The 22678-nt window shown below is 63.5% G+C and carries 16 protein-coding genes and 1 tRNA gene; 12 read left to right on the forward strand and 5 right to left on the reverse strand.

Annotated features, from left to right (window positions below):
- Positions 1-100: 100 nt before the first annotated feature.
- From glgB to bglA, 6 genes are all read left to right on the forward strand, one after another.
- Positions 101-2314 (forward strand): 1,4-alpha-glucan branching protein GlgB, encoded by a 2214-nt coding sequence (gene glgB / locus DH08_RS34815; RefSeq protein WP_192183713.1) that lies wholly within the window; start codon positions 101-103, stop codon positions 2312-2314.
- A 35-nt stretch (positions 2315-2349) separates the two neighbouring features.
- A complete protein-coding gene (gene glgC, locus DH08_RS34820) occupies positions 2350-3615 on the forward strand; it encodes a glucose-1-phosphate adenylyltransferase (RefSeq protein ID WP_192183714.1) in 1266 nt (421 codons plus the stop codon).
- 21 nt (positions 3616-3636) lie between these two features.
- The gene (gene glgA, locus DH08_RS34825) at positions 3637-5082 is read left to right on the forward strand and encodes a glycogen synthase GlgA (RefSeq protein ID WP_006206261.1); all 1446 of its coding nucleotides are present in this window, start codon (positions 3637-3639) and stop codon (positions 5080-5082) included.
- Between the two features lie 3 nt (positions 5083-5085).
- On the forward strand, positions 5086-6714 hold the full coding sequence (locus tag DH08_RS34830) for an alpha-D-glucose phosphate-specific phosphoglucomutase (RefSeq protein WP_192183715.1): 1629 nt from the start codon (positions 5086-5088) through the stop codon (positions 6712-6714).
- 72 nt (positions 6715-6786) lie between these two features.
- Positions 6787-8799, forward strand: a complete 2013-nt coding sequence (glgX, locus tag DH08_RS34835; RefSeq protein WP_192183716.1) for a glycogen debranching protein GlgX — start codon at positions 6787-6789, stop codon at positions 8797-8799.
- Complete coding sequence (gene bglA, locus DH08_RS34840) at positions 8800-10431, forward strand: beta-galactosidase BglA (RefSeq protein ID WP_192183717.1); 1632 nt, start codon at positions 8800-8802, stop codon at positions 10429-10431.
- Positions 10432-10439: 8 nt separating this feature from the next.
- Here bglA and DH08_RS34845 read toward each other — a convergent pair whose 3' ends face one another.
- Together DH08_RS34845 and DH08_RS34850 are read right to left on the reverse strand one after the other, a co-directional pair.
- Positions 10440-12242, reverse strand: coding sequence for a TadG family pilus assembly protein (locus DH08_RS34845; RefSeq protein ID WP_345892491.1), 1803 nt, complete (start codon positions 12240-12242; stop codon positions 10440-10442).
- Complete coding sequence (locus DH08_RS34850) at positions 12242-12688, reverse strand: TadE/TadG family type IV pilus assembly protein (RefSeq protein ID WP_192183749.1); 447 nt, start codon at positions 12686-12688, stop codon at positions 12242-12244. The genes DH08_RS34845 and DH08_RS34850 overlap by 1 nt, the downstream gene beginning before the upstream one ends.
- Positions 12689-12972: 284 nt before the next feature.
- Here DH08_RS34850 and DH08_RS34855 point away from each other — a divergent pair, with 284 nt between their 5' ends.
- The 4 genes from DH08_RS34855 (at position 12973) to DH08_RS34870 (ending at position 18421) form a co-directional block, all read left to right on the forward strand.
- Positions 12973-14565, forward strand: a complete 1593-nt coding sequence (locus DH08_RS34855; protein WP_192183719.1) for a peptide ABC transporter substrate-binding protein — start codon at positions 12973-12975, stop codon at positions 14563-14565.
- Positions 14566-14740: 175 nt separating this feature from the next.
- The gene (locus DH08_RS34860; RefSeq protein WP_192183720.1) at positions 14741-15664 is read left to right on the forward strand and encodes an ABC transporter permease subunit; all 924 of its coding nucleotides are present in this window, start codon (positions 14741-14743) and stop codon (positions 15662-15664) included.
- Complete coding sequence (locus DH08_RS34865) at positions 15657-16784, forward strand: ABC transporter permease (RefSeq protein WP_192183721.1); 1128 nt, start codon at positions 15657-15659, stop codon at positions 16782-16784. Before DH08_RS34860 ends, DH08_RS34865 begins: the two co-directional genes overlap by 8 nt.
- A 17-nt stretch (positions 16785-16801) precedes the next feature.
- The gene (locus DH08_RS34870) at positions 16802-18421 is read left to right on the forward strand and encodes an ABC transporter ATP-binding protein (protein ID WP_192183722.1); all 1620 of its coding nucleotides are present in this window, start codon (positions 16802-16804) and stop codon (positions 18419-18421) included.
- A gap of 30 nt (positions 18422-18451) precedes the next feature.
- Here the strand turns inward: DH08_RS34870 and DH08_RS34875 are convergent, their stop codons facing one another.
- Both DH08_RS34875 and DH08_RS34880 read right to left on the reverse strand, forming a co-directional pair.
- Entirely contained in the window at positions 18452-18790 is a 339-nt protein-coding gene (locus DH08_RS34875) for a hypothetical protein (RefSeq protein ID WP_192183723.1), read from the reverse strand.
- Positions 18791-18976: 186 nt separating this feature from the next.
- Positions 18977-19053 (reverse strand) — tRNA-Pro (locus DH08_RS34880).
- Positions 19054-19243: 190 nt separating this feature from the next.
- Between DH08_RS34880 and DH08_RS34885 the strand changes: the two genes are divergently transcribed.
- Positions 19244-20764, forward strand: coding sequence for a phosphomannomutase/phosphoglucomutase (locus tag DH08_RS34885; RefSeq protein ID WP_192183724.1), 1521 nt, complete (start codon positions 19244-19246; stop codon positions 20762-20764).
- An 18-nt stretch (positions 20765-20782) separates the two neighbouring features.
- On the opposite strand, the gene DH08_RS34890 is transcribed toward DH08_RS34885, so the two are convergent.
- Positions 20783-21670, reverse strand: a complete 888-nt coding sequence (locus DH08_RS34890) for an NmrA/HSCARG family protein (protein ID WP_192183725.1) — start codon at positions 21668-21670, stop codon at positions 20783-20785.
- A 98-nt stretch (positions 21671-21768) separates the two neighbouring features.
- On the opposite strand from DH08_RS34890, the gene DH08_RS34895 reads away from it, so the two are divergent.
- Positions 21769-22668 (forward strand): LysR family transcriptional regulator, encoded by a 900-nt coding sequence (locus tag DH08_RS34895; protein ID WP_192183726.1) that lies wholly within the window; start codon positions 21769-21771, stop codon positions 22666-22668.
- Positions 22669-22678: the final 10 nt, after the last annotated feature.

The raw sequence follows: 22678 nt of genomic DNA on the forward strand, positions 1-22678 counted from the left end.
ACAATGTGGTCCGCGTGCATGTCGCCCAAAAGTGTGCAGCGGTTTTGGGACGGCGACATGCACAACAACAAAGGTGCCGCCCGGGGAGGGTAACTGCCTGATGAGGAAGCCGCGCGCGACCGCTGCGACAAGCGGGCCGGACGGACTGGCGCCTGCCGGCGATGTCGCGGCGATTGTCGCCGGCACGCATGGCGATCCATTCGCGGTGCTGGGCGTGCATGAAGCCGGCAAGGGCTTTGTCGCCCGCTGCTTCGTGCCGCATGCCGAGTTCGTCACCGCCTATACGCTGACCGGCAAGAATGCCGGCGAATTGTCCCGGCGCGACAATGGCGGTTTCTTCGAGGGCAAGCTGTCGCTCAAGAAACGCCAGCCGCTGCGCTATCACGCCAGGAATGCCGGCGGCGACTGGTGGCTGACTGATCCCTATTCCTTCGGTCCCGTGCTCGGCCCGATGGACGATTACTACATCGCCCAGGGATCGCACCTCAGGCTGTTCGACAAGCTCGGCGCTCATCTCATCGACCATGAGGGCGCGTCGGGCGTGCATTTCGCCGTCTGGGCGCCCAATGCGCGGCGCGTCTCGGTGGTCGGCGACTTCAACGAATGGGACGGTCGCAGGCATACGATGCGCGACCGCCGCGACACCGGCATCTGGGAGCTGTTCATTCCCGACATCGGTGCCGGCCGGCCCTACAAATACGAGATCATCGCGCCCGATGGCGTGCGCTTGCCGCTCAAGGCCGATCCGTTCGCCTTCAAGTCCGAGTTGCGCCCGGCCACCGCTTCGGTGACAGCGGTGCCGCCGGCGCATGAATGGGGCGACGAGGCACACCGGAATTTCTGGCGCAACGCCGATCCCCGCCGTGAAGCGATTTCGATCTACGAAGTCCATGCCGGCTCGTGGCAGCTGCGCGACGACGGCACCTTCCTGTCATGGGACGAACTCGCCGACCGGCTGATCCCTTATGTCGCCGAAACCGGTTTCACCCATATCGAATTCATGCCGATCTCCGAACATCCCTATGATCCGTCCTGGGGCTACCAGACGACCGGCCTCTACGCGCCGTCGGCCCGCTTCGGCGATCCGGATGGCTTTGCCCGCTTCGTCGACGGCGCGCATCGTGCCGGCATCGGCGTCATCCTCGACTGGGTGCCGGCGCATTTCCCGGTCGACGCGCATGGGCTGGCCAATTTCGACGGCACCGCGCTCTACGAGCATGCCGACCCGCGCAAGGGTTTTCATCCCGACTGGAACACGGCGATCTACAATTTCGGCCGCCGCGAGGTGGTGTCTTTCCTCGTCAACAACGCGCTGTTCTGGGCCGAGAAATACCATGTCGACGGTCTTCGCGTCGATGCGGTCGCCTCGATGCTCTACCTCGATTATTCGCGCAAGGCCGGCGAATGGATCCCCAACGAGAAGGGCGGACGCGAAAATCTCGAAGCGGTCAGCTTCCTGCAGAAGATGAACAAGGAGATCTACGGCCATCATCCCGGCGTGATGACCATCGCCGAGGAATCGACCTCATGGCCGAAGGTGTCGCAGCCGGTGCATGAGGGCGGCCTGGGCTTCGGCTTCAAGTGGAACATGGGCTTCATGCACGACACGCTGGAGTATTTCTCCAAGGAGCCGATCTTCCGCAAGCATCACCACAACGACATCACCTTCGGCCTGGTCTACGCCTTCTCCGAGAATTTCGTCCTGCCGCTCTCCCATGACGAGGTCGTGCACGGCAAGGGCACGCTGCTCGGCAAGATGGCCGGCGACGACTGGCAGAAATTCGCGACGCTGCGCGCCTATTACGCGTTCATGTGGGGCTATCCCGGCAAGAAGCTGCTGTTCATGGGCCAGGAATTCGCGCAGCTCCGCGAGTGGAGCGAGGCGCGCGCGCTCGACTGGAACCTGCTCGATTTCAGGCTGCATCGCGGCGTCTGGCAGACCGTGCGCGACCTCAACTACCTCTACCGTTCGCGCCCGGCGCTGCATGCGCGCGACTGCGAGCCGGAGGGGTTCTCGTGGCTGATCGTCGACGACAGCGCCAACTCGGTGTTTGCCTGGCTGCGCAGCGCGCCGGGCGGCAACCCGATCGCCGTCATTTCCAACTTCACGCCGGTGCCGCGCGACAATTACCGCGTGCCGTTGCCGCAGGCCGGCAAATGGCGCGAGATCATCAACACGGATGCTTCGGACTATGGCGGTTCGGGCCAGGGCAATGGCGGCGAGGTCGAGGCACGGGCGGAAGGAGGAGGCATATCGGTGACGATGCTTTTGCCGCCGCTGTCGACGACCATGCTCGAATTTGTTCCGGACTGAGTGATGTTTCAGACTGAGTGACTTGGGAGGGTAATATGGCAGACACGAAACGGACCCAGCCGCTGGCGCGCGACGCTATGGCCTATGTGCTGGCGGGCGGGCGCGGCAGCCGCCTCAAGGAATTGACCGACCGGCGCGCCAAGCCAGCGGTCTATTTCGGCGGCAAGACGCGCATCATCGATTTCGCGCTCTCCAATGCTCTCAACTCAGGCATTCGCCGCCTCGGTGTCGCCACCCAGTACAAGGCGCATTCGCTGATCCGCCACCTGCAGCGTGGCTGGAACTTCCTGCGCCCCGAGCGAAACGAAAGCTTCGACATCCTGCCCGCCAGCCAGCGCGTTTCGGAAACGCAGTGGTATGAGGGCACGGCCGATGCCGTCTACCAGAACATCGACATCATCGAGGCCTACGGGCCCGAATACATGGTCATCCTCGCCGGCGACCACATCTACAAGATGGACTACGAGCTGATGCTGCGCCAGCATGTCGACGCCAATGCCGACGTCACTGTAGGCTGCCTCGAAGTGCCGCGTATGGAAGCGACCGGCTTCGGCGTCATGCATGTCGACGCCAAGGACAACATCATCGCCTTCGTCGAAAAGCCGGCCGACCCGCCCGGCATTCCCGACAAGCCGGAGTTCGCCCTGGCCTCGATGGGCATCTACGTCTTCAAGACCAAGTTCCTGATGGAGCAACTGCGCCGCGATGCTGCCGAGCCCGGCTCGAGCCGCGACTTCGGCAAGGACATCATTCCCTATATCGTCCAGAACGGTAAGGCGATCGCCCACCGCTTCGCCAAATCCTGCGTGCGTTCGACCGCCGAGAACGAGGCCTACTGGCGCGATGTCGGAACAGTCGACGCCTATTGGGAAGCCAATATCGACCTCACCGACGTGACGCCGGAGCTTGACCTCTACGATCGCGACTGGCCGATCTGGACCTATGCCGAATTGAAGCCGCCGGCAAAGTTCGTGCATGACGAGGATGGCCGGCGCGGCTCGGCTGTCTCCTCGCTGGTGTCCGGCGATTGCATCGTGTCCGGCGCTTCGCTGAAGCGCAGCCTGATCTTCACCGGCGCCCGCATCAATTCCTATTCGACGCTGGAGGAAGTCGTCATGCTGCCCGACGTTCATGTCGGCCGGAACGCAAAGTTGAAGCGCGTGGTCATCGATCACGGCGTAAGGATACCGGAAGGGCTGGTGGTCGGCGAAGATCCCGTGCTCGACGCCAAGCGTTTCCGCGTCTCGGAGAAAGGCATCTGCCTGGTCACGCAGGACATGATCGACAAGCTGAAGCTATAGGCAGGATTGGATTGTAGGCGCATGCAGGTTCTGTCGGTCACGCCCGAGATCTTCCCGCTGATCAAGACCGGCGGGCTTGCCGACGTAACCGGCGCGCTGCCCATTGCACTGGCGGGCAAGGGCGTGGCCATGCGCACGCTCATTCCCGGCTATCCCGTTGTCATGGGCGCTTTCAAGAAAAAGAAGGCCGTCTATCAATACCCGCTGCTGCAGGGCGGCAAGGCCTCGATCCATGCCGTCCAGGTCGCCGGGCTCGACCTGTTCGTGCTCGACGCGCCGCATCTGTTCGATCGTCCCGGCGGCCCCTATGGCAATGCGACGGGCGCCGACTGGCCGGACAATTGGCGGCGCTTCGCCGCCTTGAGCCAGGCCGGCGGCGACATAGCCGGCGGCGCCATCTCCGGCTACCAGCCCGACATCGTGCACGCCCATGACTGGCAGTCGGCGATGACGCTGGCCTATATGCGTTACGGCAAGGCGGTCGGCATACCGTCGCTGATCACCGTGCACAATCTCGCTTTTCAGGGTCAGTTCGGCGCCGGCATCTTCGGCGAGCTTGGCCTGCCGGCGGTGGCGATGGCGCTCGACGGCGTCGAGTATTACGGCGGTGTCGGTTTCCTCAAGGCCGGCCTGCAGGCCGCCTGGGCGATCACCACGGTGAGCCCGACCTATGCGCAGGAGATCCGCTCGGCCGAATTCGGCATGGGCCTCGACGGCCTGATCAACATGCGCTCGACCGATCTCTACGGCATCGTCAACGGCATCGATGTCGACATCTGGAACCCGGAAACCGACAAGCATCTGGTGGCAAATTATTCGGGCGCGACGCTTGAGGCGCGGCGCGCCAACCGGACGGCGGTCGAGGACCGCTTCGGCCTCGAGCGCGACGACAGCCCGATCGTCTGCGTCGTCAGCCGGCTGACCTGGCAGAAGGGCATGGACATACTCGCCGCGGTCGTCGACGGCGTCGTCGCGGCCGGCGCGCGGCTGGCGATCCTGGGCTCTGGCGACGCCGGTCTCGAAGGTGCGCTGCTCGCCGCCGCCGCCCGCCATCGCGGCCGTATTGGCGTCGTCGTCGGCTATGACGAGGGGCTCTCCCACACCATGCAGGGCGGTTGCGACGCGATCATCATTCCGTCGCGCTTCGAGCCTTGCGGGCTGACCCAGCTCTACGGCCTGCGCTATGGCTGCGTGCCCATCGTCGCCCGCACTGGCGGCCTTGCCGATACCATCATCGACGCCAATGAAGCGGCGATTTCGGCCGGCGTGGCGACCGGCTTCCAATTCGCGCCGAACAATGCCGGCGCGCTGCTGCACGCCATCCGCCGGCTGGTCGATGCGCATGCCAGCGCCGCAACCTGGCAATCGATCCAGCGCCAGGGCATGAAGGCCGATGTCTCGTGGGACAAGAGCGCCGAAAAATACGTCGAACTCTATCGCTTGCTGCTATCGAAAAGGGCTGCCTGAGGCATGATCAGAACCGTCGCCACCAAACCTTATCTCGACCAGAAGCCCGGCACCTCCGGCCTGCGCAAGAAGGTGCCGGTATTCAAGCAGGAGCACTATGCCGAGAACTTCATCCAGTCGATCTTCGATGCTCTGGAGGGATTTGAGGGCAAGACGCTGGTGATCGGAGGCGACGGCCGCTTCTACAACCGCGAGGTCATCCAGAAGGCCATCGCCATGGCCGCAGCCAACGGTTTCGGCAAGGTGATGGTCGGGCAGGGCGGCATATTGTCGACGCCGGCCGCTTCGCACGTCATCCGCAAATACAAGACCTTCGGCGGCATCATCCTGTCGGCCAGCCACAATCCCGGCGGCCCGCATGAGGATTTCGGCATCAAGTACAATGCCGGCAATGGCGGCCCGGCGCCGGAAAAGCTGACCGACCTGATCTTCGAGAAGACCAAGACGATTGCAACCTTCAAGATCGCCGACATCGGGCCGATCGACATCGACAAGATCGGATCGGTCAAGGCGGACGGCATGACAGTCGAGATCATCGATCCGGTCACCGACTATGCCGAACTGATGGAAAGCCTGTTCGATTTCGACGCCATCCGCGCCAATTTCAAATACGGTTTTCGCATGCGTTTCGACGCCATGCATGCGGTCACCGGGCCCTATGCCAAGGAGATCCTCGAACGGCGGCTTGGCGCTCCCAATGGCACCTGTCGCAACTTCAAGCCATTGCCGGATTTCGGCGGCCATCACCCCGATCCGAACCTGGTCCATGCCAAGCATCTCTACGACGAGATGATGGGACCGGACGCGCCGGATTTCGGCGCCGCCTCCGATGGTGACGGCGACCGCAACCTGATCATCGGCAAGGGCATCTTCGTCACGCCGTCGGATTCGGTGGCGATGCTTGCCGCCAACGCCCATCTTGCGCCCGGCTACAAGGAAGGCCTCAAAGGCATCGCCCGCTCGATGCCGACCAGCGGTGCGGCCGACCGCGTCGCCGAAAAACTCGGCATCGGCATCTACGAGACGCCGACCGGCTGGAAGTTCTTCGGCAATCTGCTCGATGCCGATATGGCGACGATCTGCGGCGAGGAAAGTGCCGGCACCGGCTCCAACCATGTCCGCGAGAAGGACGGCCTGTGGGCGGTGCTGTTGTGGCTGAACATCCTGGCGGTGCGCGGCGAAAGCGCCAAGCAGATCGTCACCGAGCACTGGGAGACCTACGGCCGCAACTATTATTCGCGCCATGACTATGAAGAGGTCGAGACCGATCGCGCCAACGCCCTGGTCGACGAACTGCGTGCCAAGCTTGGCTCGCTGCCGGGCACCAGCGTGCGCGGCATGACAATCGCCAGTGCCGACGACTTCGCCTACCACGACCCGGTCGACGGCTCGGTTAGCAAGAACCAGGGCATCAGGGTGCTGTTCGAAGGCGGCTCGCGCGTGGTCTTCCGCCTGTCCGGCACCGGCACCTCGGGCGCGACGCTGCGCGTCTATATCGAGCGCTACGAGCCGGACAAGGCGAGGCACGATCTCGACACGCAGGAGGCGCTTGCCGAGCTGATAGCGGCCGCCGATGATATTGCCGGGATCAAGAGCCACACCGGCCGCAACAAGCCGAGCGTGATTACTTGAGGCTGACCGATAGCCGGTCGCCTGAGTTCGGCCTGCGTCGCGACCTTCCCCACAAGGTCGGGAGCCGCGCGCGTGAGTGAACTTGGCGCAACCGTCAGCCGCGAAGGCATTCGCTTCGCTGCCTGGTCGTCGTCGGCGAGGCGCCTTTGGGTCTCGATCTTCGACAAGACTGGAAACCGTGAAACCGACCGGCTTGAGCTCCAGCCGGAAGGCGAGGGCGTCCATGCCCTGTTCGTCGCCGGCCTCGGCGCCGGCACGCGCTATGGCTTTCGCGCCGATGGCGATTATGCGCCCGATCGCGGCTTTTGGTTCGATCCGGAGAAGTTACTCGTCGACCCCTATGCCGTCGAGATCGACAGGCCTTATGCCCATCACTGGCGGCTTGCCGCGCGGCGCAACGAGGGCGCCGACACCGCGCCGCTGATGCCGAAGGCCGTGGCCAAGACCTTGCCGAAGCCGCTGCCTGTCTTGCCGCCCCTGTTCCGACCTGGTGGCCTGGTCTACGAAGTGCCGGTGCGCGCCTTCACCATGCTGCATCCGGATATCCCCGAGAGACAGCGCGGGACGATTGCGGCCCTTGCCCATCCGGCCATCATCGAGCACCTGAAGAAACTCGGCGTCGGCGCCGTCGAACTGATGCCGGTCACCGCCTCGATCGACGAGCGGCATTTGCCGCCGTTGGGCTTGAGCAACGCCTGGGGCTACAATCCCGTCACCTTCATGGCGCTCGACCCGCGCCTGGCGCCAGGCGGGCTGACCGAATTGCGCGACACGGTCTCGGCACTGCGCAAGGCCGGCATCGGCACCATCCTCGACCTCGTCTTCAACCACACCGGCGAAAGCGACCGGCTCGGCCCGACGCTGTCGCTGCGCGGCCTCGACAACAGCGCCTACTACCAGCACGAACCGGACGGCAGGCTGGTGAACGACACCGGCACCGGCAACACAGTCGCCTGCGATCACCCGATCGTCGCGGAGATGGTGCTGGACACGCTCCGTCATTTCGTCCGCCATGCCGGGGTCGATGGTTTCCGCTTCGACCTCGCGCCCATTCTCGGCCGCATCGACAGCGTGTTCGACCCGGCCGCGCCACTGCTCAAGGCCATCGCCGACGACCCCGTTCTCGCCGACAGGGTGCTCATATCGGAGCCCTGGGACATCGGCCCGGACGGCTATCAGCTCGGCAATTTTCCAGCGCCCTTCCTCGAGTGGAACGACAGATACCGCGACGATGTCAGGCGCTTCTGGCGCGGCGACGCCGGCATGGTCGGCGCGCTGGCGACAAGGCTCGCCGGCTCGTCCGATGTGTTCGCCAAGGCAGATCAGTCGGTGAACCGCACGGTCAACTTCATCGCCGCGCATGACGGCATGACGCTGGCCGACCTCGTCGCTTACGAGCGCAAGCACAACGCGGCCAATGGCGAGCAGAACCGCGACGGCCACAACGAGAACCTGTCGTGGAACAACGGTGTCGAAGGCGAGACCTCGGATACTGGGATTGCCGAAGCCCGGTTCAACGATCGTTGCGCGCTGCTCGCCACGCTGTTTGCCTCGCGCGGCACGATCATGCTGACGGCGGGCGACGAATTCGGCCGCACGCAAAAGGGCAACAACAACGCCTATGCGCAGGACAATGCGATCACCTGGCTCGACTGGGCCGGGCGCGACCTGGCGCTCGAAGCCCACGCAATCATACTAGCCGCAATGCGCCGCGCCGCGCCAGTGCTTTCCGGCACAGATTTTCTGACCGGAGAGCCGCCGGCGGGTTCGGACGTTCCCGACGTCGCCTGGCTGACCGAGACGGGAGCACCGCTTAGCGAGGCGGACTGGCACGATCCGCGGCGGCATCGCCTGGTCATGCTGCTTGGCGGCGCCGGCGCTAGCGATGGCCGCTTTGCCGTCATCGTCAATGGCGACCGCCGCCAATCGATATTCACGCTGCCCGGGCGCGATGGATTTCATTGGGTTCCCGTGATCGAAGCCGCCGCCGGCGGCGTCGACATCGCACGGCCTGTGCCGGGGCGGGCGGTGATTTTCATGATTGAGCGCCGAGCCGGAAAGGCCAGCGCCAGGAAGGGTTCGTAAATGGCTGACCAAAATGCCGAATGGTGGCGCGGCTGCGTCATCTACCAGATCTATCCGCGCTCCTTCCAGGATACGACGGGCGACGGCAGCGGCGACCTGGGTGGCATCACCAACCGTTTGCAGCATGTCGCCTCGCTCGGCGTCGACGCCGTCTGGCTGTCGCCCTTCTTCAGGTCGCCGATGGCCGACATGGGCTACGACGTATCCGACTATCAGGACGTCGATCCGATGTTCGGCACGATCGAGGATTTCGACGCGCTGATCGCCGAAGCGCACCGGCTCGGGCTTAAGATCATCATCGATCAGGTCCTGTCGCATTCCTCCGACAAGCATGAATGGTTCGTCGAAAGCCGCGCCAGCCGCGACAATCCCAAGGCCGATTGGTATGTCTGGGCCGACGCCAGGCCCGATGGCAGCGCGCCCAACAACTGGCTGTCGCTCTTCGGCGGCCCGGCCTGGGAATGGGATGCCACGCGGCGGCAGTACTACATGCACAATTTCCTGGCCTCGCAGCCGGACCTGAATTTCCACAATCCCGAGGTTCAGGACGCGCTGCTGGAAACGGTGCGGTTCTGGCTGGAGCGCGGCGTCGACGGCTTCCGGCTGGACACGGTCAACTACTATTTTCATGACCAATGGCTGCGCGACAACCCGCCTCTGGCGGCAAGCGTCGCCGGCACCAACGAGGCCACCACCACCTATGCCTTTCAAATGCATCTGTTCGACAAGACGCAGCCGGAAAATCTGACTTTCCTCGGGCGCTTTCGGGCGCTGCTCGACGAACATGGCGGCCGCGCCGCGGTCGGCGAGGTTGGCGACGAAGACCGCTCGCTGCAGACGCTCGCCGCCTACACCTCCGGCGGCGACAAGCTGCAGATGTGCTACACGTTCGACCTGCTCGGCCCGCAATTCTCGGCCGCGCACATTCGCGGATGCGTCGAGGCGTTCGAGACCGCGGTCGCCGACGGCTGGGTCTGCTGGGCCTTTTCCAACCATGACGTGGTGCGCCATGTCAGCCGCTGGACGCGCCCGGGCGGCGACCCCGAAATGGTAGCGAAATTCTCGATCGCGCTGCTCTCCTGCCTGCGCGGATCGATCTGCATCTACCAGGGCGAGGAACTCGGGCTGGAGGAGGCGGAACTCGCCTTCGAGGATTTGCGCGATCCGTTCGGCATCCGCTTCTGGCCGGGCATCAAGGGCAGGGACGGCTGCCGCACGCCGATGGCCTGGGAAGCGGGCGCCGACAATGCCGGCTTCACCTCGGGCAAGCCCTGGCTTCCCGTGCCGGTCGGTCATCGCGCCTGCGCCGTTGACATCCAGAACGGTGAGCAGGCGTCGGTGCTTGCCGCCTACCGGGCGATGCTCGGCTTGCGCAAGCGGCACCCGGCGCTGGTCACCGGCTCGATCCGCTTCCTCGATGCCGAAGGCGATGTTCTTGCCTTTATCCGTGAAGGCGGCGGCGAGACGCTGCTCTGCGTCTTCAACTTCGCCGACGAGCCGGCAAGCTGGCCGGTTCCGCCTTATCTGGGCGCTGTCGAGGCGATCGATGTTGGAACGGTTGCCGCAGGTGCCCTTGAAGACCACGCATTGGTGCTGCCGCCTTTGGCTTGCTTCCTCGGACGGATGATCTGACCGCGGCCCTACTGGACGAGCACGGACCGCCCGCAGGTGGCACCGGTGACGCGGATATCGGCTTCGCCGACATGCACGCCGAGCGCTGCAAGGGTGTTGGAGACCAGGTCGTCGACCGGCGCGGTCACACCGTTGAGCAGCGTCACCACGGCCGGCTTCACTGTGCCCAGCAAGGCGCTCACGTCGATGCCGAGCCCCAGTGCGCTCACCGAAAGCGACAGATCGTTGACCAGCGAGGTGGTCAGCGACTGCGTCAGGTTCTTCGTCGACACCGTCTTGATCGCCTTGTTGGTGATGTCGGTGCTGGTGAAGATCAGGTTCGTTGGGGTCATGTTGGTGACTGAGAAGGCCGACGATCCCTTGATCTGCAGCAGTTTGAGATTGATCAGCGGCAGCTTGACGCTGACATCGGCGATCTCGGCGTCGCTGAACGAGTGCGGCCTGGTGAAGTCGGCGAAGCCGCTGGCGTCGGCATCGGCGAGATGCGCGGCGACCACGCCCGGCTGCCCGGCAATCGTGACCTTCAGGCTGTCGGGACGCCCGGTCGGGCAGCTTATGTCGGTCAGCGTGGCTTCGGCATAGGCCACTTCGACATGCAGTGGCAGGTTCACGGCGAGCAGCTTGATGCCGCCGCCTAGATTCATGCTTCCACCGTTGCCGTTGCCGTTGCCGTTTCCGTTTCCGATGCCGACGCTGGCCAGGAGCTTGATCCGCGTCTGCGCGGTGCGCACGACGGTGCCGGTCCCCCCCACCGTCAGCCAAGGCGAGGATTGCGGCGGCTCGCCAATGGCGATGCTGAGCGTAGTGGACGTCAATCCCGGCAAGGTGGCGCCGAGATTGACCTGGACCTGGTTGGTGCCGTTGGCCAATGCGGCCGCCGCCGTCACCATGCTCATCGCGCTCGCGGCGACGCTGAGCCCGGCCGGTTTCTGCCCGAGGCCAAGGTTGCCGACCGAACCCAAATTGATGAATTGGCTGAGCGGGATCTTGACTTTGTTGGTGGCGCCGGAGGCCATCGTCTGCAGCGCGATCCTGGCTGTGCGGTCGAGCCCGGGGACATTGGCCATGGCAGTGGCGATCTGGCCGACCGTCGCCTTCGAGGCCAGAACGTCCGAATAGCTCACGCCTGTCAGCTTCAGCTCGGTCGCGAGTTGATCAGTGAAGGAGAGCACGTCGATATCGGCCGAGATCAGTGCATTGTAGTCCATCACGCTGAGCGAGATGTTGCTGCCCAGAAGCCCGCCGAGCAGTGCGTTGAGGATGCCGCCATTGACGCTGGCCAGCCGCGATCCGATCGAAAATGCGGCCTCGGCCTGGGCGCTCGCCGTGGCTGTGGTGCCGATGACGGGCGCCTCCATCATCGAGGCTGAGAAATAGAGCGTGCCGCGCTTCTTCAGCGACACCTGGACGGCGTTGTAAGGCAGCTTGCCGGCCTCGAACCGGCTTCCGGCGGCAATCGAGCTGACCCCGGAATAGCGGCCCGGCACCACCTGGATGACCGCCTTGCTGGCTGTGGGATCGACAATTGTGCCCTGTTTCTGGACGGCGACCGAGTTGAACCCGTTATCCTTTAGCGTCGTCAGCACCGCCAGTTCGGCGTTGTTGATGTTGGCGGCCGCCGTGATCGCCGCCAGGTCGACGATCGACTGCGCCGCGCGCCGCTCGTTGAACAGGGCGCCTTCGTCGATCGCGAAGGCTGCCAGCGCCAGCGCAACGGGCGCGCTCACCGCCGTCATGATCGCGAAATTGGCGCGCCTGTCGGCGATCAGCCGCCCGATCGATCCCAGTATTCCGGCGCCTGCAAAGCCCATCATATGCCCCCGACGCGGATCGTCGATTGACGCTGGATTGTCACCGACGGCATCGGCAGGCTCTGAAAGAGGTTCCAGATCGGCAGATCCCGAGCGTCGTAGCTGACCGACACAACGAATTGACTGCCGTCGATGACGCTGTCCTTGGCATCGACCGTCAGTTTGCTGGCGTTGACGAAAGGATAGCCGGTGACGTCGTGAGCGATGAAATCGGTGACAAGTGCCTTTCGCTCGGTCTGGTTTAGTCCCGCAATTGCCGTTCGCGCCGCATCAGCGGCGATCTGCTGCACCGAGTGGCTTGCTCCGAAATAGATGCCGTATGCAACCATGCCGAGCAGAAGCAGGATGAAGATCGGCGCCAGCATGGCGAATTCGATCGCCGACGTTGCCGCGGCGTCTGTCCGGAAACGAGACCATGAAGGGCAGTTTTTGGGGTTCTGCAGCATAATCACAGCATGCCAAATCCCGACTGCAAAAACTGAAAACAGCCCGAGCAACCCTTGAGTGTGCCAAGTTGAAAGGCGCTAGACTTTAGATATCGCTGTTTTAGCTGAAGATTGCTCACTCAGCGTCAAGCAAGAGTCGGTTGAAATCACATTTCCGTCTGTCTAGTCTCCTGCCACCAGCCGCCGGAGAGGGAACCGGTGGCGCGCTCAAAAGGGGCCAGATATCGGTTCCGGGGCGTCAACACGTAAAGGCGCGCCGACGGCAGTGCCACAGGGAGAACTTCATGCTGAGAAACATGCTGAAGGCGACGGTGTTCGCCACCACCATGGCTTTGACCGCGGGCACCTTCTACACGCCAGCCTTCGCCGAAGTCGTCTACAACCGCGGCACCGCTGCGGAATCGGAGACGGTCGACCCGCACAAGACTTCGACGGTCTACGAGGCCAATATCTTGCGCGACCTGTTCCAGGGGCTGGTCATGCAGGACGAGAAGGCCAACCTCATTCCGGGCGCCGCCGAAAGCTGGACGGTATCGGATGACGGCACCGTCTATACGTTCAAGCTGCGCAAGGACGGCATGTGGTCGGATGGCAGCCCGGTGACGGCTGAAGACTTCGTCTACGCCTTCCATCGGCTGGAGGATCCGGCCACGGCCGCCGAATACGCCTCGATGCTCTATCCGGTGAAGAACGCCGAGGAGGTCAACACCAAGAAGGCGAAGCCCGAGGAGATGGGCGTCAAGGCGGTCGATGCGACCACACTTGAGGTGACGCTGAAGGCGCCAACCCCTTACTTCCTGGAGATGCTGACCCACCAGGCGACCTATCCGGTCAACAAGGCTTCCATCGACAAGCTCGGCGCCGAATGGATCAAGCCGGGCAATCTGGTTTCCAACGGCGCCTACACGCTGGCGGAATGGGTTCCCAACGACCACATGAAGCTGGTCAAGAATCCGAAATTCTGGGACGCCGCGAGTGTCAAGATCGACGTCGTCAATTATATCCCGACCGAGGACCGCTCATCAGCGATGAAGCGCTTCGAGGCCGGCGAACTCGACAGCTATGACGACCTGCCGACCGAACAGCTCGCCGACCTCAAGACCAAGTTCGGAGATCAGATCCATGTCGGACCGTATCTCGGCACTTACTATTACGCGGTAAAGACCGACAAGGCGCCGTGGGACAATGTCGAGCTGCGCAACGCCATCTCGATGGCGATCGATCGCGATTTCATTGCCGAAAAGGTCTGGCAGAACTCCATGCTCCCCGGCTATTCGATGGTGCCTCCCGGTATCGAGGGCTACACGCCGGCAATGGCCAAATATGCCGACATGTCGCAGATCGACCGCGAGGACGCGGCCAAGAAAGTCCTGGAGAAACTCGGCTACACGCCCGAGAAGCCGCTGAAGATGGAGATCCGCTACAACACCTCGGAAAACCACAAGAACACGGCGGTTGCCATCCAGGAACAGTTGAAGCCGCTCGGCGTCGAAGTGACGCTGCTCAACACCGACACCAAGACCCACTACTCCTTCCTCGAGCAGAAGGGTGACTATGACGTGGCACGTGCCGCCTGGATCGCCGACTACAAGGATCCGGAAACCTTCCTCGGCATCTCGCGCAAGGCGAGCGGCAACAACTATTCGAACTACAACAGCCCGCAATACGAGGCGGCCATGGACAAGGCCGCCGCCGCAGGCGGCAAGCCCGAGGAGCGCATGAAGGAACTCGCCGAGGCCGAGCGGATCCTCGTCGACGACGCTGGCCAGATTCCGCTTCTCTACTACAGCTACCACGACATCGTTTCTTCGAAGCTGCATGGCTTCGTCGACAACGTGATGGACGTGCACCCGTCCCGCTTCGTCTCCAAGGACTGACAATCATCCTTGGCTGGACCGCCGCGCCTCATCTGGGCGCGGCGGGCTGGTCGGTCATCGCATCGGTCCGAAAGTCGTGCTCGATTTTCGGCAAGCCCGGTGCGAAGATTTGGCGCCGGAGCATGGCAATGCGTCCGCATTGACGTAATGTCGCTCTGGCCGAAGCGGGGCGCCGATGCTGCGATATATTCTCCGGCGGCTTCTGACCGCCATACCGACGCTATTCGTCATCGTGACCATGGCGTTCTTCCTAATACGCGTCGCACCAGGCGGCCCATTCAATCAGGAGCGGGGCTTGAGCCCCGAGATCAGGGCCAATCTGGAAGCTCAGTTCGGCCTCGACGATCCGCTCTGGCTGCAATATGCCCACTATCTCGGCAATCTTTTGCGCGGCAACTTCGGGCCGAGCTACAATTTGCCTGACTTCACCGTCACCGAACTCTTCGCCAAGGGCTTGCCGATTTCAGTCCAGCTCGGCACCTCCGCGCTGATCCTGGCGCTTCTGCTGGGTTCGGTGCTCGGCACCGTTGCCGCGCTCAACCAGAACAAGCTTGGCGACTATACGGTGATCGCGCTGGCGACCGCCGGCAGCACCATCCCTACCTTCGTCATCGCTCCTGTGATTCAGCTGGTGTTCGGATTGACCTGGAAGCTGTTGCCGATCGGCGGCTGGGGTGATGGCGCCTTCATCAACAAGGTCGGCCCGGTGCTGACGCTGGCTTTGCCGCAGATCGCCATCGTTGCCCGCCTGATGCGCGGCTCGATGATCGAGAGCTTGCGTTCGCATCATATCCGAACGGCGCGTGCGCTCGGCCTCTCGGACTGGTCGGTGGTGGTCAAGCACGCGCTGCGCGGCGCCATCCTGCCGATCGTTTCCTTCACCGGTCCGGCGGCGGCGGCGCTGCTCACCGGTTCGGTCATCGTCGAGACCATTTTCTCCATTCCCGGTGTCGGCCGCTATTTCGTCGATGCCGCGCTCAACCGCGACTACACGCTGGTGATGGGGACCGTGGTGGTGATTGCGCTCTTCACCATCGTCTTCAACCTGATCGTCGACGTCATGTACGCGGTCGTCGACCCGAGGGTGCGCTATGACTGACATCGCAGCCACCGCCGCTCCTCCGGCCGTCGTTGGCCGCTCACTCTGGGGCGATGCCTGGGCGCGGCTCAAGGCCAACCGCGCCGCCATGTTCAGCCTCTATTATCTCGCCTTCATTGGCGTCATCAGCGTGTTCGGCCCCTGGTTCGTGCCGCATCAATACACCACCATCTACGCCGACTACGTGCGCACGCCGCCAAGTTTTTCAGCCTATCCGAAGGCCGACATGATCGAGACTGCGCTCAAGGATGCGATCAAGCGCATGCGCGTCGACATCAAGGAGTGGAAGCAGGAGGGCGATCGCGTCACCGTAACCGTCACCTCGACCAAGCCGATCGACGAGCGCAACATCCGCTATCTCGACCGCTCCGATGCCTTCGACGACACCAAGATAGAGAGCAAGTCTCCCGACGGGCTCGAAGTGACGATGAGCACCTCGGTCAAGCAGCAATATTTCCTGTTCGGCACCGACAATACCGGCCGCGATCTGTTGTCCCGCACGCTGATGGCGGGGCGCATTTCGCTGGCCATCGGTCTGCTTGCCGGTGTTGTCGCCGTGGTCATCGGCGTCCTCTACGGGGCGGCGGCCGGCTTTTCCGGTGGCAAGATCGATGAGGTGATGATGCGCATCGTCGACGTGCTCTATTCGCTGCCCTTCATCTTTTTCGTCATCATGCTGGTCGTGTTCTTCGGCCGCAACTTTGTGCTGATGTTCCTGGCGGTGGGTGCGGTGCTATGGCTCGACATGGCGCGCATCGTGCGCGGCCAAGCGCTGTCGATCCGCCGCCAGGAATATGTCCAGGCGGCCGAGGCCATGGGCGTCGGCCAGCGCGGCATCCTGATCCGCCATGTCATCCCCAATTTGCTCGGACCGGTGGTGATCTACATGACGCTGCTGGTGCCGCAGGTCATCATCCTTGAAAGCTTCCTGTCCTTCCTCGGCCTTGGCGTGCAGGAGCCGATGACCAGCTGGGGCGTGCTGATATCGGTCGGCGCCAAGAACATCGGCACCGCCAACTGGCTGCTCCTGTTCCCCGCCTTCTTCCTCGTCTCGACTCTGTTTGCACTGAATTTCGTCGGCGACGGCCTGCGCGACGCGCTCGACCCGAGAGATCGATAGAGATGGGAACCGTTGATATGGGAACTCCCGAAACGATCCTCAGCGTCAAGGACCTTCGTGTCCGCTTCCGCACGCTCGACGGCGCGGTCGAAGCCGTCAAGGGCATCAACATCAACGTCAAGGCGGGCGAAACCGTCGCCGTGGTCGGCGAATCCGGCTCCGGCAAAAGCCAGACGATGATGGCGGCGATGAGCCTGCTGGCCTCCAACGGCGAAGCCACCGGCAGTGTCGACTACCGCGGCCGCAACCTTCTGACGCTGAGCAAGTCCGAGCTAAACAAGGTCCGCGGCCGCAAGATCAGCATGATCTTCCAGGAGCCGATGACCTCGCTCGATCCGCTCTATTCGATCGGCAACCAGCTGATGGAGCCGATCCGCAGGCATCGCGGGCTGAATGCGACCGAAGCACGCGAGGAGGCCCTCAAGCTGCTGCGGCTGGTGCATATTCCCGATCCCGAGCGGCGGATGAAATCCTATCCGCACGAAATGTCGGGCGGCCAGCGTCAGCGCGTCATGATCGCCATGGCTTTGGCCAACGATCCCGACATACTGATCGCCGACGAACCGACGACGGCGCTTGACGTGACCATCCAGGCGCAGATCCTGATGCTGCTCGCCGAACTGCAGCGCAAGCTCGGCATGGCCATCGTCTTCATCACCCACGATCTCGGCATCGTCAGGCGCTTCGCCGACCGCGTCTACGTCATGCGCCAGGGCGAAGTGGTCGAGGAGGGCGACGCCGAAGCGCTCTTCGCCAGCCCGCAGCATGCCTACACCAAGATGCTGCTTGCCGCCGAGCCGACCGGTTCCAAGGCGCCGCCGCCGGCCAACGCGCCGGTGCTGCTCGAAGGCAGGAATGTCGAAGTGGTGTTCAGGATCGGCGGCGGCTTTCTTTCCGGCGAGCCGCTGATGCTGCGCGCCGTCGACCGCATCTCGATCCGGCTGCAGCGCAACCAGACGATTGGCATCGTCGGCGAATCCGGTTCGGGCAAGTCGACGCTCGGCCGCGCTCTGCTCAGGCTGCTGCCCAGCGACGGCCTGATCCGCTTCGGCGATCGCGACATTTCCGGTGCCGACCGGCAGGCGATGCGGCCGCTCAGGCGCGAAATGCAACTCGTCTTCCAGGATCCGTTCGGCTCGCTGTCACCGCGCATGACCGTCGGCCAGGTCATCACCGAAGGGCTCCTGGTGCATGAGCCGAACCTTTCGGGCAAGCAGCGTGACCAGCGCGCCGTCGAGGCCTTGCTTGAAGTCGGGCTCGATCCCAATTCGCGCAACCGCTATCCGCATGAATTCTCCGGCGGCCAGCGCCAGCGCATCGCCATAGCGCGAGCCATGATCCTGAAGCCGAAGCTGGTGGTGCTGGACGAGCCGACCTCGGCCCTCGACCGCTCCGTGCAGAAGCAGATCGTCGAACTGCTGCGCAAGCTGCAGGCCGATCACGGATTGTCCTATCTGTTCATCAGCCATGACCTCGCCGTCGTGCGCGCCATGGCCGACTACATCATCGTCATGAAGCAGGGCAAGATCGTCGAGGAAGGGCCGACAGAGGCGATCTTCAGCAATCCGCAAGCCGCCTACACGCAAACGCTGATGAACGCGGCGATCGATGTGACGCGGTTTAGATTGAGCGCCTGAGGCGACAGTCGTCCGACGGCATGCGCCTCATTACGAAGATGGGCACCGGCGCTTCCTTGCCGCGACGATGGCTAGTTGTTGCTGCTGGAGCCGTTCGATTCTGGCCGTCTCGCGGTTGGCGACCGCGGTCTTGACGGTCGAGCCGCCAAGCAGCCAGCCTGGGACGCTGGTGTTGGCAACCTTGCCGCGGGTGATAGAGGTTTGCGAGATGTCGCTGGCGGTGTCGCCGAGCGCGCTGTTGAGCTCGGTGCACGTCATCTTGTCGTACTTCGCCGGGTCGAGCGATCTGCCCGTCGACGAACAGCCTGCTGCAAGAAGGAGCATAGCGGCCAGGGTGAATGGCAAGGCGGCCGTCGACGTCAGCTTCATGTCTTGTCCGGTCTCGCCATTCCTGACTCCATCATACCCGTGCAACTAGGGCAGGGCGCCATTAGGTCAAAGTGAGGGCTTGCTGTCGAGCATCATCGCGACTGGCCACGATCCGGCTCGCATTTGGAGCTGCTCGATTGATGTCGGGGCGGCGGGAGGAACAAACACCCAAGTGCTTGTTTTTTCTGGTCGGAGTGGCAGGATTTGAACCTGCGACCCCCTCGTCCCGAACGAGGTGCGCTACCAGGCTGCGCTACACTCCGTGACCAGACCGCGGGCTTATAGCCGCCGTACTTCGTTCCTGCAAGCGGCAATGGCAGCGCTTCTGTCGCATTTCGTCCGGCATGGCCGGAAAGCCCGGATTTTCCCCCGGGATAAACACGGTCTAAAGGCTTGCGTGCTAAGCCGCTGCCTCGATAGGTCGTATTTTCTGCCGCCTGGAGTTCTGCTGTCTTGCCCCTAAAAATCGTTGGCGATGCCCGGCCCAACAGCTTCGAGTTCGAAACCGACGCGCTGATCAAGGCGTCTGGCTTTCGCGAATACGACGCGCGCTGGTGGTTCGGCCATCCGGGCTCAACGGTGCAGCCGGAGCTCAATCTGATCGGCGTCCAGGCGCTCGGCATGGGGCTGGGCACGCTGATCCGCCGCCTCGGCGCCGGGCCCGACATCGTCACCGGGCATGATTTCCGCTCCTATTCGCTTGGCATCAAGCTGGCGCTGGTGTCCGGCCTGATGGCGGCCGGCGCCAGGGTGAAGGATATCGGGCTGGCGCTGTCGCCGATGGCCTATTTCGCCCAGTTTGCGCTGGATACGCCTTCCGTCGCCATGGTCACCGCCTCGCACAACGAGAATGGCTGGTCCGGCGTCAAGATGGGCGCGGCGCGGCCGCTGACCTTCGGCCCGGAGGAGATGGGCGCGCTGAAGACAATCGTGCTGGCAGGCGATTTCGACCTTGCCGGCGGCGGTTCCTACGAATTCGTCTCCGGTTTTCGCCAGACCTATCTCGACGACCTGGTCGGAGACAAGCGCATCGCGCGCAAGCTGAAGGTGGTCTGCGCCTGCGGCAACGGCACCGCCGGCGCCTTCGCACCGGAGGCGCTGGCGCGCATCGGCTGCGAGGTCATCCCGCTCGACGTCGAGCTCGATCATACCTTCCCGAGCTACAACCCGAACCCGGAGGACATGCAGATGCTGCATGCCATCAGGGACAAGGTTCTGGAGACAGGGGCCGATGTCGGCCTCGGTTTCGACGGCGATGGCGACCGCTGCGGCGTCGTCGACAATGAAGGCAACGAGATCTTCGCCGACAAGGTCGGCGTGATGCTTGCGCGAGATATTTCGCGGATCTATCCCGGCTCGACCTTCGTCGTCGACGTCAAGTCGACCGGCCTGTTCAACACCGACAGCGTGCTCAGCGCCAACGGTGCCGTCACCGACTACTGGAAGACCGGCCATTCCTACATCAAGCGCCGCGTCGCCGACCTCGGCGCGGTCGCCGGCTTCGAAAAGTCCGGCCATTTCTTCTTCAACCCGCCGATCGGCCGCGGCTATGACGATGGGCTGATCACCGCTATCGCCATCTGTCAGATGCTCGATCGCAGCCCGGACAGCTCGATGGCCGATCTGTACCGCGCGCTGCCGCTTACCTATGGCACGCCCACCATGTCGCCGCACTGTGCGGACGATGTGAAGTATGGCGTGGTCGAGCGGGTGGTTTCCGCCTTTCAGGCAATGCAGCGCGACGGCGCTATCTTCGCCGGCCAGAAAATCGCCGCACTCGTCACGGTAAACGGGGTGCGCGTCGTTGCCGAGGACGGCACCTGGGGTCTGGTGCGAGCCTCCTCCAACAAGCCGGAGCTGGTCGTCGTGGTGGAGAGCCCGGTATCATCGGAGCGGCGCCGGCAGATGTTCGAGGCCGTCGACGCCGTGCTGCGCCGCAGCTCCGAGGTTGGCGCCTACAACCAGACCTTTTAGGTTCAGGTTCCAGAATGGTCAGGCGGCGGAAGATGCCCGCTTGAGAGCGCTCCAGTCGAATGCGCGCGCCCAGTCGGCAAAACTGTGCCAGCGGACCTCCGGGAATTCCTTGTGCAGGGCGGCGATATCGACGTCGTAACCGATACGGTCGAACCATTCGAACATGAGTGCCGCATCCTCGCTCTGCTCGCGGGCCACGGCGATCGGGATTTCCTGGTAGTGGATTGGGCGGCCGATGGCTTGCGTCAGGATCTTCGCCTGTTCCTCGCCGGACAACTCGTCCCCGGCAAAATCAAAGCGCTTGCCGAACACCTGTTCGCGCCGCTCGACCAGAGCGGCAACGAAAGCGCCGATATCCATCAGAGTGACCAGCTGGAGGACGCGCTTCGGGAGCATCGCAAAGGCATGCGCGCCCTGGCTGAGCGCGCCGATCGACCACGGCGCGACGACATTCTCCATGAAGGCGACCGGCGCGCTGATCGTGTAGGGGACGCCGAGCCCGACGATATGCTTCTCAACGAGATACTTGCTTTCGAAATGCGGGATGCCGGTTTGTTTGTCCGCGTCGGCAACCGACGAATAGATCAGATGCCCGACGCCGGCAGTCTTCGCCGCATCGGCGGCAAGAATCCCCTGGCGCGTCTCCTCCTCCATGCCGGCCTCATAGCTGTTGCCCATCAGGAACATGGTGTCGACGCCGCTTGCGGCTCTCACGACGGAGGCTGTGTCGGCGAGATCGCCGCCCACGACGTCGGCGCCCGCCAACGCCAGCTGCCGTGCAACCTCGCTGTCCGGCCTGCGTGTCAGTGCCTTGACGCGATGTCCTTTCGACAGCAGGGCGCGCGCAACCGCGCCGCCTTGCTGGCCGGTGGCGCCAGTCACCAAAATGCTTCGTTTGCTGGTCATTGAGTCTGCTCCTTCGTTGTGGTGGAGCAAATTTAGGGACTGCCATATTGATGCATAACTGCCTATAATTGAAAAACTTTGTCCCACACTCGGATACAATGCTCGATCTCAACGATATCGTCGTGTTCGCTCGCGTCGTCGAAGCCGGCAGTTTCACCGCTGCCGCGCGCCTGCTCGCGATGCCCAAGACGACGGTCAGCCGGCGCATAGCCGCGCTCGAGCGCGAGGTCGGCGTCCGTCTTCTGCAGCGCACGACACGCAGCCTCAATCTGACGGACGCCGGGCGCCTCTACTATGAGCAGAGCAGCCAGGCGTTGCGGACGCTCGAGGAAGCAAATCTGCGCCTCGCGGAAGCAAGGGCCGAGCCGTCCGGCACGATCCGCATTTCGGCGCCCGTCGGCTTCGGGGGATATTTCCTCACCGGCGCCGTGGTCGACTTTCTGGCGATGTATCCAAAGGCCAAGGTCGAGCTCCGCTTGACCGACGACAGGCTCAATCTGGTCGAGGACGGGATCGACCTCGCTTTCCGCACTGGCGTACTGCAGGATTCGACGCTGATCGCCCGCAAGCTCGGCTCGACTCGCAGGCTGCTCTGCGCCAGCCCGGACTATCTCGCGCGTCGCGGAGTGCCGGAAGCACCCACGGATCTCGTCGGCCACGACTGTGTCATCGCGGGGGCCTCGGCTGCTGGCGCTCATTGGGTGCTGGAGGGGCCGGACGGTCAGGTGACGGTCGCCGTAGACGGGCGCTTCGCCGCCAACGAGATGCAGGCAGTCGTTGCGGCCACGCTTGCGGGCTTCGGTATCGCCCAATTGCCGCACGGCATGGCCGAGGCGCTTATCAGCGAAGGGCGCATGAAGCGTGTTCTCAAAGATTACACGACGCCGGCCGGCGGGCTGCATGTCCTTTATCCGAGCAGCCGCCACCTTTCACCGCTGGTCAAGGCTTTCATCGAGCTGGCGGCCGAGCGCATTTCCAATCGGCTAAACACAGCTTAAAGGCATGTGT

This window comes from Mesorhizobium amorphae, from assembly GCF_014843845.1.
Lineage (GTDB): Bacteria > Pseudomonadota > Alphaproteobacteria > Rhizobiales > Rhizobiaceae > Mesorhizobium > Mesorhizobium amorphae_A.